This window comes from Leptospira adleri (assembly GCF_002811985.1).
GTDB lineage: Bacteria > Spirochaetota > Leptospiria > Leptospirales > Leptospiraceae > Leptospira > Leptospira adleri.
Genome location: NZ_NPDU01000055.1, coordinates 19230 through 29919, shown reverse-complemented (window position 1 = coordinate 29919; position 10690 = coordinate 19230). Strand labels below are relative to the sequence as shown.

Below are 10690 nucleotides of genomic sequence, written 5' to 3'. Positions count from 1 at the left end.
AGCGCAACTTCGCTATTTTTGAAGGGAACCACTTTGTCGTCTTTTCCCCAGATCAATAATTTAGGAATCGGGTTCCCATTTAACTTTTCATAATTTTTCTGAAAAGATTCTAAAGGCATGTTTCTGAGACTCGAAAGAATAGCTTTTTTGAACCCGATGTATTTCATCTGCTCTTTATAAATCGAATTGAAATCCGGAAATTTTTCAGGTGCGAAGAAGTTGCGCTTGGAGCCCGCGAGGATTGCTCGATCTCCGAAAGTTTTCGAAAGATAATCTCCGATCCAGGGAAGTCTTGTCAGTTTACCGATCAGGGGAAGTTCCATAGGAAATCCCGCAGGCGCGATCAATCCGAGCTTTTTTACTTTTTCGGGATGTTTGAGAGTGAATTGACCAACTATGATTCCTCCCATGGAAGTTCCAATCAAATTTACAGGTTTTTGAATATTCAAAGAATAGAATAAATGAAGCAATTCTCTTTCAAAAAGTTCCGGATCGTAGACCGTATCCGGTCTGTCTGAAAGTCCTCTTCCGAAAAGATCCATCGTAAGAACCCGATAACCTTTCTTTTGGAGAATTTTGGACAAAGGTTCATAGATCAATAACGGATTCGAAAATCCGGGAACCAAGACTACAACTTCTCCGTTTTCCGGGCCTTGAAATTTGTAATGAACAAAACCGTCCGGAGTTTCGATAAACGTTCCTCCGCTTTCGGATCGAATTTTGGAATCGAGGATTTCGGTTTCTCCGTCCGAAACAAAGGGAAGGGCGATCAAAACCAAAATTAAAAAGACCAAAGTCAGGGATAGAATGCGTTTCATCGTTTCAGGAATGTAAGGTTTTAAAATGAAAAGTCAAGGATTTTTGGCCGTAGATAAATCTCCTCCGCATTTGATCGGATTGCAAAATTCAGTGGGAAAAAGCGCGATAAAAAACCTTCTAAATTCTTCAAAAGTCAAAAATAATACCTAAATAATTGTTGCATAGGCAACAAAATGCGTCTAATCTTTAGCTCAAAAACGAAGGAGATTTTTATGAAACTAAAAACCGGCGACCAAGCGAAAGAATTTACGGTCAAAGATTATCTTGGAAAAACGATCCGACTTTCCGATTTAAAGGGAAAATATACGCTTCTGGCTTTTTTTAGAAATGCGGAATGCGCGCTCTGTAATTTGAGGGTTCATCAACTCTTGAAAGCGTATCCGGACCTTCAACGGAAAGGCCTTCAGATATTGGCTGTCTTTGAGTCGACCGAGGAAAGTATTCGAAACAGCGTTGGAAAAAAGGAAATCCCTTTTTCCTTGATCGCGGATCCGTCGAACCGATTGTATGAACTTTATGACGTGGGCAGATCTTGGCTCGGCGTAATCGGTACGATTCTTACCGGAAAAAAAGAAATGAAAGAAGCGGAAGCCCTGGGTTTTGAAATGAAAAAAGTTCCGGGTATGAAAATGGATCGTATGCCGGCGGAATTTTTGATCGGACCGGATCTAAGAATCGAAGTCGTAAAATTTTCGAAAAAGGTTACGGATCATATCCCGTTAGAAGATCTCAAGTCGTATCTAAACTGAGTTTCCAAAAAAAGAGACGCGTTAGAACGGGCTTTGTATTCTGAAACGGGAAAACATATTAGATTCTTCCGTCTAAAACGTTGTTTTCTATCGTTTCAGAAATTCTTTTTAGAACCTGTAAGTCGGAATTGCTGAGACCTTTGTAGACAAACTTTCTTTCTTTCAGCATAAGCGGAACCGTTCTATCCAAGAGGGCTTTCCCTTTTTTCGTGATCGTTATTTGAAATTTTCTTCGATCGTTCGGATCGTCCTCTCTTTGTACTAAATCCTTTTTTTCCAATCCGTCTAAAAGGCGAGTGACGTTCGGTCTGTCTTTGAAGGTTTTATCCACAAGGTCCGTTTGTGAGGCGCTCCCCGTCGACGATAGTTGGTTGAGAAGAATCCACTGTTCGACCGTAATATCCTCTTTGAAATCGGACATGAGTTTTGTAAAATGAAGTCTCAAAAGACGATCCGTTCTATGAAAATAATACGCGAATGCGGTATCGACAAGCTGCGAAGTTTTTTGTTCTTTAGGACGTGGCATCGTTTTTACCTCGATCCAATCATTGCATCGGAAATAATTACTTCAACAATAATTGGAAATTGGAAAAGAAATCAAACCGTGTCGATCAGTTTTTGCAGGAACTTCATTTTAGCCCCGGATTGCATGAGTTCCGTATAGGTTTCCTTTTCGATTTTTGAAAGGAGGGTCTCTTTTCCGTTTCTCATTCGGACGCGAAGTTCCTTGATATCGGGATCGTATCCGACGGATTCGATTTCGGGTGAAGAAATATAATGTGTTTCTAACATTCTAAATTCTACTTTAACATCATGACGAAATGATGGGAAGAAATGATCATTCTTTCTCTTAGATAAAATCGATGCGCTTCGTATCTCTGAACGCCGCTGTCCAAATGAAATTGATCGCAGTTTTTCTTTTTTGCTTCGGTCACGAGCCAGTCAAAAAGCGACTTCCCGAAATTTCGGGAACGTTTGGAGCTATCGGTGACAAGATCGTCCACGTACAAATATTTTCCGCGCGAGAGCATCGTGCCGAAACGATAACCCGCAACGGAGCAGACTTCGGAATTTTCCAAAGCGGCTGCCATAAGATAACCTTCTTTCATCATCGAAGAAACGAGCGCCAGATATTCCTCTTTTTTTAGATCGGGTCTCAGCTGATTCATCACGGGAAAGGTGGAAAGAATTTCCTCCGGACTTTCGATCGATTTGATTTGGATGGAATTCATGATTCCAAAATGGGTTCGAGTCGTGATTTTAAAAGCGAAAAAAGAAACGTACAAAACGGAGTTTTTTACAAGCGGATTTTACTCTAAGACGGGCTTGAAGTCCGACTTCAAGAAATTTTCGGCGGGATTCGGCTTGTCCGAACAATCAATCAGAGAAAATTCCGCATCCAACTCAACAAGTTCCTGAGTTTGATTTTTTCCAGCCGATCCGTTGAAAACTGGGTCGGCGCGATTCTTTCGATCCGAATTCCGGTGGGTTGTATCCCGGTTCTAAACTCGAAAACGATTCTTTTCTGATTTTCGGCGCCGATATTTTCCCTTTCCGCTTCGTATAAAGATTGATTCAGAATTTCTAATATTTCTTTTTCGGAATATAGTTCCGGACAATAATCGCGGATCCCCATCGAAAGATCTTGAAACAAATTTTCCCTTTTTACGTCCCTGATTCCTATCACCGGAGGAAAGGTCGATCTCTGCGGAAGATTCCTGAGTTGTTCCACGGCCTCCTTGACGTTGAGCCGTTCCCAATCTAAAAACAGAATTCCGGGTTCGTATTCCTTATAACGATCTCTGAGAATCGAAAGTTCCTTACACGGATATGCCTCCCATCCCATCGCCCTCAGATGCGCGCGGATCCTCTGATACAAAAGAGGATCGGGGCCGACTACCATGGAATTCAATCCCTTCTTCTGCGGAATTTCTTCCAAAGGAATATCTACGATCTTGGAAGATTCTAAATTCAAAAAGTAATTCAAACCGTGATCGAAAAGATCTTTCAAAAGTTTGGAATCGATTCTTCCGATTAAGAGAGGTTGTTTAGACCAATCCAACGCCGTTGACAAAGAATCCGTTTCGATCGATTTACGGATTACGATTTCTCCGGACTTTGTTTCCGGAAATCTTCCCGCGCTCGCCCATTCCAAAAAGGAAATTTCTTTCCAATCAAGAAGAGAGAGCAGAAGTTTTTCCTCTTTTTTTGTGAGTCCGTTCAGAAAGAGACAATCGAACAATAGGCTTGGCATGGGTATTTTGCTTGACCGAAGGGTTTTGCGACGGATTCTAGAATTGTGCGATGCGTAAAAGACGCAACCAATTAAAATGAAGCTCCTCAAACGATACGCGAACCGAAGACTCTACGATCCCGAGACGAGTAAGACCATTACTCTCGAGGACGTTGCCGAGATGATCATCAACGGAGAAGAAATTCGTGTTATCGATAATATGTCGGGTTCGGACATCACTCCTAAGATTCTCGGACAAACGTTTCTCAAAGTTTCTCTGGGACAAAGAAACGAGGAATTCTCCAACTTTATGCTTTCCGCTTTGATTCGAGAAACTGGCAAGGATATCAGTTCTCTTTTCGGTAGATTGGTCTTGGGCGGTATCGGAGCCAGTTATCTAACCAGAGAAAGACTCGAAAAAATTCTCCAGTCGATGATATCCCTCGGGGAACTCAAACTCGAGATGGCGACAGAATACAGGGACGATCTCCTCACTCACATGGCGACGCGAGCCTCCGAGAACAAACTTCGAATCCAAGAGGACCTCAAAAAAATCGGAAAAGAGCTGGAAGAATCCACCGAATCCGATTTACCATTGGAAGATCTCTCGGAAAAAATCCGTAAAATTGCGGAAAGTGTAAAAGAAAAGGAAGCCTGAAACTTTAACCCGAGATTCCAAAAACCGATATTACAAGAGAGGGAATTCCATGTTTAAGAATATTTCGATCTCTATCTTTCTGTTTTCTATCTGCACCGCGTCTTTATTTTCTTCCGATAAGGCGATGGAATACGCGGATAGAGCCTACTACGATCAGATCCGAAAGTTAGAATCCGGTTCTTACGAAGAGAAAGTGGACGCCGCCGATTATCTCAAATTCGTAAGCAATAAACTCGCGGTTCGTCCTCTTTTAAACGCTCTCAAAGGAAATCCGAAAGTTCCCAAGTCTTTGGAAAATCATCCTTATCTGAAATATACGATCGCCCAAGCTCTTTCCGTGATGGACCAAGAGTCCGCGATCAAACCTACGATCGAAGAATACAAAAAGATCGAGCCTACCATCACCGAAAAGGACGAACCGTATTTTACGAATAAGGACGATTATACGATGGTCATCGCGGCCGGAGAAATCCTGAGAACGATCGGAAGTTATCCGTACGCGAAGGAATCCGAAGACGTTCTCGTAAACGCGCTCAGCCATTCGAATTATTATATCCGCGCGTCGGCCGCGGACGGATTAAAATATATGAACCGCAGAGAAACCGTAAACTTTCTCGTTTCCACTTTGGAAAAGGAAAAGAACGACTTCACGCGGGCGGCGATTCTCAATTCTATCGTAAGAATTCTAAAAGTAGCCGATAAGAATTTTTACGTTCTCTGCGACATGCTCAAGAGCGAAAGTCCTATGGTTCGTTACCGCGTTTCCATGGCGCTCGGAGAAGTGGATTTGAAAGCGGCCGAGTTTTATCTGCGTCAGGCGCTTCTTGTCGAAGATAAACAAAGCGTCCGCGATCAAATCCGAAAAGATTTAGGAACCGTTCTCGGATTTAAACTTCCATCCATTTCCGTAATATCGGTGGAATAAGGGAAGAGTCGAAATTCTAAACTCGATCGTTAAATAAAAAATCAAACCAAACCGGTGTATGAAAGCTCCTGACTTCAGGAGCTTTTTTGTTTTTTTGGGGCTTCCGAGAAAAAAAGATAAGCCCCCGCAACGAGCGCGACAATTCCGGAAGCGCTTAACGCGACGGTGGAATTCCACTGTGTCCAAAGAAATCCGGTGATCGAACTCGCGAGAATCATACAAAGACTCTGAAACGCATTAAAAGTTCCTAATGCAGTTGCCGTTTCGGTTCGAGGTACGAGATTGGTGATCCACGCTCTTGAAATTCCTTCCGTGGAAGCGGCAAAAATTCCGTAGATCGAAAACGAAACCCAGAGAATCCAGGAGGAAGTTCCGAATCCCATTCCAAAATATACGCAGGAGAAACAAGCCAGTCCGAATATAAAAAGACTTTTCAATCCGATCTTATCTCCTAAGATCCCGAGAGGATACGCCGCGCCGGCGTAGACGAGATTGTAAAAGATATAAGCTCCGATCGAAGCCGAATCGCTCAGTCCGAATTCTTTCAACCGCAAAAGAAGAAAAACGTCGGACCCGTTGAAAAGGGAAAAAAGAAGAATTCCCTTGCAGAGATTTCTGTAAGACGATGGAGACGTTTTCCAATATTGAAAGAAAAGCAATATTGAATGGGAATTCTCGCCGTCCTTTTTCGGAGTGGGTTCCCTGTATTTTTCACGGATCAAAAACGTAAATCCGATCGCAAGAATTCCGGGAACGAACGCGAATAAGAATAATTCTTTGTAATGTCCGGGGTAAAAGTAAAGAAAGACGAGCGCGCAGACCGGACCCAAAACGGCGCCGAACGTATCCATCGATCGATGAAAACCGAAAACCATTCCTTTGTTCACGATCGTAGTTTCATCCGAAAGGAGCGCGTCCCTCGCGGAAGTTCGAATTCCTTTTCCTAGACGATCCGTCGTGCGGACGAGAAAAACCCAAATCGGAGAAGCGAAAGAAGTCATGAGAGGTTTCGAAATCGCGCTGAGAAGATAACCCCAGCGAACGAAGGGCAATCGTTTTCCGGAAAGATCGGACATTCTTCCGAAGGAACCTTTGCTAAAACCCGCGGTGGCTTCCGCGACTCCTTCCAAAATTCCGATGAGAAAAATCGAAAAACCGATTTCCTTTAAATAGATGGGAAGAATCGGATAGAGCATCTCCGAAGCGACGTCCGTCAGAAGACTCACCAAGGAAAGAACAAGTATCGTTTGTGTGATGATCTTATTGCGTGGATCGGGCATATTGAGAATCTTAAAGGAAAATTCCCGACGCTAAAAACAAACTCGAAGCGTTTTCGAAGGAAGGGTGGTGGGAGATACTGGGATCGAACCAGTGACCTCTACCATGTCAAGGTAGCGCTCTAACCAGCTGAGCTAATCCCCCTTACCTTGCGTTCCAGAATTTGCATCCCGCATAATTCGTAAAGAAGATTCCTAAGTTCAGACTTCCTCAGAATCTTTTTTGAAGGAAGAATCCGGATTCTCTCTTCAAAAATACTAGCCGATTTTGAAATCCATCAGCGCTTTTGGGATTCGCGCAGAACCAATCCCGAAGATCGGGTATTCTTATCCTGCGTTGGAAAAATGATTTTCGAATGAAGAGGTTGGAAATGAAAAAACCGTTTATAAGAACGATCGATGGGAACTCTCCTTCCGTCCGAAAGATGGATTTTGAAGCTCTGGAGAATGTTCCGAGATACTATTTCAATGACAACGCAATCATGACCCACGCTGTGAATAGCTTTCACGTGATCTTTCCGGAAGGAGAGAGATTTTTTATCAGAAGCGTGAAGCCGTTTCAAGACCGGATTCAAAACGAATCTTTGAAGAACCGGATCAAAGCTTTTATCGGTCAGGAAGTGCAGCACGGAAAGGAACACGAGAGGGTTTGGACTTCGATTCGGAATTTCGGATTACCTTTGGATCGAATCGCAAAGTTTTATCATTTTACCTGCTACAAGATCATCTTTAATCTGTTGGGTTTTCTATTCGGACCCAAACTCAACCTTTCGATCACCGCCGCGCTGGAACACTATACTGCTACGCTCGGAGAAATATCTTTGGAACACGATCTTGCAAAAGACGTTCAGGGCGATATGAAAAAACTGCTCGTATGGCACGCGTGCGAAGAAATCGAACACAAATCGGTCGTTTACGACGTTCTGCAGGAAGTCGCTCCGAGTTATTTTTTAAGAATCGCCGGATACGCGATCGCATCGGTGATGCTCTGGTCGTACGCGATTTTATTCCAGTATTGGTTCTTACTCGCCGATAAGGAAGTTTCCTGGAAAAAATTCAAACACGATCGGAAATACGCGCGCGAACAGATGGGAATTTCCGTTCCGCCATTGTATAAAGGATTTCTAAAGTATTTCAGAAGGGATTTTCATCCGGATCAGATGGGCGGATACGAACTCGCGGAAGCGAAACTCGCCGCTTTGTAATCTTACATTTTTTTCACTTACGTATCCATCCGAAACACTTGCTCTCGGACTTCGGAATTCTTTGGAATTCCGAAGTCTATTTTTTTGTCTTTTTCGAATTTCCGTTTTTTACATTCCAGTTCGAGACTACGAACGAACAAAATTCTTTCAGAAAAATTTTGACAAACTAGAAATAATCCGAATCAGCCTTTTTATTCCGCTAAGAATTCGTAACCGTCAGAAAGCTGAAGTGATTGGCTATGTGCATCGCATGGGCTTGGTCGTATTCTTCTTTGGATAAATTTCCGTATGCGAAATGCGGTTTGAGTTCCCCGGAGTAGGATTGAAAATTTAGAATTGTGTTTCTTAGAACGCCGAGACTTTTTCTCCATTCTAAATCGGATTGGATTGCGGTTGCTCCGGGAATCGGCGCTTCCAAGTCGTGTGACATCTTTTTAGAAAGGGAGAATTTTAGGAAGACGAGTTTGCCGATCGTATTTTGAAAAAGAGCGCTTTTATTTTCCGGATATCCCTGGATCGAATATTCAATCGATTGAGCGCAGTGAAGCATTACCTTTCCCGCGTCCCAGGTTCCGTAACCGGAAATAGAATTCGATTTTTCTAATGTATCCAAATATTTCAGAGCTTCGGATAGGGAATCAAAACCGAGTCCTTTGTTTTGTATTCCTTCCGGAGCCGACGAACAATTGGTAGCGACGGGAAGAATCGCGCCCGCAGTTCCCATCAAAACGAAAAGTTTTGTCGAAGTCTGTAAGAATTCTTTTCTTGTGAAAGATCGAGTCTCAAGTCGTGTTTTCAAATCGGATGCTCCTTAAGGACGAAAGTTTTAGTCCGGTTTTCCGCGCAGTCAAACGTTTTGCGGGGACCGTCTTGATTTTAGATCGGATTCGATTCTTATAATCATAAAAAAACGGGACTAAAAAGTCCCGCCTTGATTCGAATCGGAAAGCCGATGTCTTTTTATCGTTTTGCTTAAACGAAGTCTTAGTAGGAGATTCCGATTTTTTTGTAGAAATAGCTCAGACACCAAGCGGGGCCGATCAGTAAAAATTGAAGGTCTTTGAAGAAAGAAGGTTTTTTTCCTTCGATTTTATGACCGATAAATTGAAAAACCCAAGCTACGATAAAAACTCCTACAGAAAGACTGATCAAAGTGGAAACTCCGGAAAGTGCGATGTAGTAGATTCCGGACAACATCACGACTACCATGAGCATCATTCCGATAAACATCGGAATGGAAAGCCTTAGATAAAAGATTCCGGTTACCAAAGCGAAGATTGTCGCCCAGTTTAAAAAAAGACGAGCTTGTCCCAAGGATTCCGGAAGAAAACTTTGTATGGATCCGGAAGGAATGGACCATAACATGCCGAGTAACGTGAACATGATCGTCGGTACCATGATCCAATGGATTCTTTTGTTGATTTTATTTTGATGGCTATCAGCGTATTCCGTCAGCCACTGTTCGATTGGTTTCATTTTCAACTCCCTTCATCGTTGTTAAAAGCTATTCTTCGATCCGGTCCGTCGAACACGGATGAGTCGGCTTCTTTTAGAGTTGGATATCATCCTCGAAATCGCAGAAGATTACTTGAACGGAACTGCTATTTTTTAAAAAAAGTGAGGGTTTGAGACCGAACATCTCCCGAAAAGTTCTGCTCATGTGGGCCTGATCCGCAAATCCTGCTTCATGAGAAGCGACCGTAAGCGAATTGCCGCGGGACAACGAAAGGACGCAGGCTTTGATTCTCAACCACTGAATGTATTTTCTCATCGGAATTCCGACCTCGTCTTTGAACAGATGCATCAATCTGCTTTCGGACAAACCGGTGGACTTGGTCAATTCTTCCAGAGAAACGATTTCAGGAACGGACTCGTTCAATTTTCGAACCACGTTATCGATTCTTGGATCCCTTTCCTCGGATCGGCTCGTGTCTTTTTTGAGTTCGCTTAATATTTGTTTCCAGAGACGGATTGCATCCTCTTCCGAATCGGGAGCTTTTAAGAATTTTAAGATTCTTGCATAAAGATGTGGATCCAGTTCCAGAAAATCGGACGAGAATCGGAAGAACGCGCCGTGGACGCGGATGTTGTCCGGATCAAAATGAAATATGAATACGTCTTCGCTCTGAGCGTCTAACTGTTGTTCGACGTTCGGACGTACGAAGATGGATCGGGATTCCATCCAGTCGCTGGATCCGGCTTTGAATCGAAAGGGTTTGTCTTTGCTTAAAATCAGAGAAGCGCTGTAGTGCTCGTGCAACTCGTTCAGGATCGGAACTCCCGTCAAAAGTACGTTTGAACCGATAAGAAAAAGCTTTCCTGCCATCGCAGGAAAGCTTAGGAAGCATTCCACTCATTGCAACTCATTTTGAAATCGGAGTTTCCGATTCCGGAGGCAATCGTTCCTAAAAATTAGGAAATCGCCTTGTCCATCGCCGCGTCTAAGTCGAGTGTGATTCCGATCAATTTGTCAAGTCTTGTAAGTTCGAAGATCTTCTGAAGATGAGTCGGAACGTTAAAGATGATGATCTTCCCCTGTGCTTCCTTAAAAAGTCTCGCTTGTGTGCTGATAAAAGCCGCCAAGCCGGACGAATCGATATGAGTCGTAGTAGATAGATCCACCAGGAAAATGTTTACCCCGTTTTCGATTCTATCGGTCATCGCTTCTTTGAACTTTTTCGCCGAGAAGAGACTGATCTCTCCGGTCGTTTTCAGGATCGCCATGTTCTTTTTGAGGACTCCCGCAACGTGCGAATCGGTAATTTCCTGAACTTGAAGTTCGTCTTTAGAGGCCACTCCAGCTGAGTTTGTGTTTTGCATAAGT

At 43.2% G+C, this 10690-nt stretch carries 14 protein-coding genes and 1 tRNA gene; 4 read left to right on the top strand and 11 right to left on the bottom strand.

What is annotated here, in order from left to right; all coding sequences use genetic code 11:
* On the bottom strand, nucleotides 1-818 hold an 818-nt coding region (locus CH376_RS17570), incomplete at its 3' end, for an alpha/beta fold hydrolase (protein ID WP_100788258.1).
* Nucleotides 819-1031: 213 nt separating this feature from the next.
* On the opposite strand from CH376_RS17570, the gene CH376_RS17565 reads away from it, so the two are divergent.
* The gene (locus CH376_RS17565; protein ID WP_165781815.1) at nucleotides 1032-1568 is read left to right on the top strand and encodes a peroxiredoxin-like family protein; all 537 of its coding nucleotides are present in this window, start codon (nucleotides 1032-1034) and stop codon (nucleotides 1566-1568) included.
* A 58-nt stretch (nucleotides 1569-1626) separates the two neighbouring features.
* Here the strand turns inward: CH376_RS17565 and CH376_RS17560 are convergent, their stop codons facing one another.
* The 4 genes from CH376_RS17560 to CH376_RS17540 all read right to left on the bottom strand — a co-directional run bounded on the left by CH376_RS17560 (nucleotide 1627) and on the right by CH376_RS17540 (nucleotide 3822).
* Nucleotides 1627-2094, bottom strand: coding sequence for a MarR family winged helix-turn-helix transcriptional regulator (locus CH376_RS17560; RefSeq protein WP_100787256.1), 468 nt, complete (start codon nucleotides 2092-2094; stop codon nucleotides 1627-1629).
* Between the two features lie 71 nt (nucleotides 2095-2165).
* Entirely contained in the window at nucleotides 2166-2360 is a 195-nt protein-coding gene (locus CH376_RS17555; protein ID WP_100787255.1) for a KTSC domain-containing protein, read from the bottom strand.
* A gap of 8 nt (nucleotides 2361-2368) precedes the next feature.
* Nucleotides 2369-2800 (bottom strand): GNAT family N-acetyltransferase, encoded by a 432-nt coding sequence (locus CH376_RS17550; protein WP_100787254.1) that lies wholly within the window; start codon nucleotides 2798-2800, stop codon nucleotides 2369-2371.
* A gap of 149 nt (nucleotides 2801-2949) precedes the next feature.
* Nucleotides 2950-3822 carry a hypothetical protein gene (locus tag CH376_RS17540; RefSeq protein ID WP_100787252.1) on the bottom strand — a complete coding sequence of 291 codons (873 nt, stop codon included), beginning with the start codon at nucleotides 3820-3822 and terminating at the stop codon, nucleotides 2950-2952.
* Between the two features lie 76 nt (nucleotides 3823-3898).
* Between CH376_RS17540 and CH376_RS17535 the strand changes: the two genes are divergently transcribed.
* Together CH376_RS17535 and CH376_RS17530 are read left to right on the top strand one after the other, a co-directional pair.
* On the top strand, nucleotides 3899-4459 hold the full coding sequence (locus CH376_RS17535) for a polyhydroxyalkanoate synthesis regulator DNA-binding domain-containing protein (protein ID WP_100787251.1): 561 nt from the start codon (nucleotides 3899-3901) through the stop codon (nucleotides 4457-4459).
* A 49-nt stretch (nucleotides 4460-4508) separates the two neighbouring features.
* Nucleotides 4509-5384, top strand: coding sequence for a HEAT repeat domain-containing protein (locus CH376_RS17530; RefSeq protein WP_100787250.1), 876 nt, complete (start codon nucleotides 4509-4511; stop codon nucleotides 5382-5384).
* 74 nt (nucleotides 5385-5458) lie between these two features.
* On the opposite strand, the gene CH376_RS17525 is transcribed toward CH376_RS17530, so the two are convergent.
* Complete coding sequence (locus CH376_RS17525) at nucleotides 5459-6664, bottom strand: MFS transporter (RefSeq protein ID WP_100787249.1); 1206 nt, start codon at nucleotides 6662-6664, stop codon at nucleotides 5459-5461.
* 65 nt (nucleotides 6665-6729) lie between these two features.
* Nucleotides 6730-6806, bottom strand: a tRNA-Val gene (locus CH376_RS17520).
* Between the two features lie 211 nt (nucleotides 6807-7017).
* Here CH376_RS17520 and CH376_RS17515 point away from each other — a divergent pair.
* Complete coding sequence (locus CH376_RS17515) at nucleotides 7018-7866, top strand: metal-dependent hydrolase (RefSeq protein WP_243394810.1); 849 nt, start codon at nucleotides 7018-7020, stop codon at nucleotides 7864-7866.
* A gap of 199 nt (nucleotides 7867-8065) precedes the next feature.
* On the opposite strand, the gene CH376_RS17510 is transcribed toward CH376_RS17515, so the two are convergent.
* From CH376_RS17510 to CH376_RS17495, 4 genes are all read right to left on the bottom strand, one after another.
* Nucleotides 8066-8590: a DUF1569 domain-containing protein gene (locus tag CH376_RS17510; RefSeq protein WP_100787279.1), complete on the bottom strand. Its 525-nt coding sequence runs from the start codon at nucleotides 8588-8590 to the stop codon at nucleotides 8066-8068.
* 260 nt (nucleotides 8591-8850) lie between these two features.
* A complete protein-coding gene (locus CH376_RS17505; RefSeq protein WP_100787248.1) occupies nucleotides 8851-9342 on the bottom strand; it encodes an Mpo1 family 2-hydroxy fatty acid dioxygenase in 492 nt (163 codons plus the stop codon).
* Nucleotides 9343-9415: 73 nt separating this feature from the next.
* A complete protein-coding gene (locus CH376_RS17500; protein WP_100787247.1) occupies nucleotides 9416-10192 on the bottom strand; it encodes a helix-turn-helix domain-containing protein in 777 nt (258 codons plus the stop codon).
* A gap of 86 nt (nucleotides 10193-10278) precedes the next feature.
* Nucleotides 10279-10686, bottom strand: coding sequence for an STAS domain-containing protein (locus CH376_RS17495; RefSeq protein ID WP_100787246.1), 408 nt, complete (start codon nucleotides 10684-10686; stop codon nucleotides 10279-10281).
* Between the last annotated feature and the right edge of the window lie 4 nt (nucleotides 10687-10690).

Excerpts from the sequence above, each read along its gene's own strand:
- CH376_RS17555 (WP_100787255.1), bottom strand. The coding sequence starts at position 2,360 with ATGTTAGAAACACATTATATTTCTTCACCCGAAATCGAATCCGTCGGA.
- CH376_RS17560 (WP_100787256.1), bottom strand. The coding sequence starts at position 2,094 with ATGCCACGTCCTAAAGAACAAAAAACTTCGCAGCTTGTCGATACCGCA.
- CH376_RS17495 (WP_100787246.1), bottom strand. The coding sequence starts at position 10,686 with ATGCAAAACACAAACTCAGCTGGAGTGGCCTCTAAAGACGAACTTCAA.
- CH376_RS17530 (WP_100787250.1), top strand. The coding sequence starts at position 4,509 with ATGTTTAAGAATATTTCGATCTCTATCTTTCTGTTTTCTATCTGCACC.
- CH376_RS17535 (WP_100787251.1), top strand. The coding sequence starts at position 3,899 with ATGAAGCTCCTCAAACGATACGCGAACCGAAGACTCTACGATCCCGAG.
- CH376_RS17510 (WP_100787279.1), bottom strand. The coding sequence starts at position 8,590 with ATGGGAACTGCGGGCGCGATTCTTCCCGTCGCTACCAATTGTTCGTCG.
- CH376_RS17525 (WP_100787249.1), bottom strand. The coding sequence starts at position 6,664 with ATGCCCGATCCACGCAATAAGATCATCACACAAACGATACTTGTTCTT.
- CH376_RS17540 (WP_100787252.1), bottom strand. The coding sequence starts at position 3,822 with ATGCCAAGCCTATTGTTCGATTGTCTCTTTCTGAACGGACTCACAAAA.
- CH376_RS17505 (WP_100787248.1), bottom strand. The coding sequence starts at position 9,342 with ATGAAACCAATCGAACAGTGGCTGACGGAATACGCTGATAGCCATCAA.
- CH376_RS17550 (WP_100787254.1), bottom strand. The coding sequence starts at position 2,800 with ATGAATTCCATCCAAATCAAATCGATCGAAAGTCCGGAGGAAATTCTT.
- CH376_RS17565 (WP_165781815.1), top strand. The coding sequence starts at position 1,032 with ATGAAACTAAAAACCGGCGACCAAGCGAAAGAATTTACGGTCAAAGAT.
- CH376_RS17500 (WP_100787247.1), bottom strand. The coding sequence starts at position 10,192 with ATGGCAGGAAAGCTTTTTCTTATCGGTTCAAACGTACTTTTGACGGGA.
- CH376_RS17515 (WP_243394810.1), top strand. The coding sequence starts at position 7,018 with ATGAAGAGGTTGGAAATGAAAAAACCGTTTATAAGAACGATCGATGGG.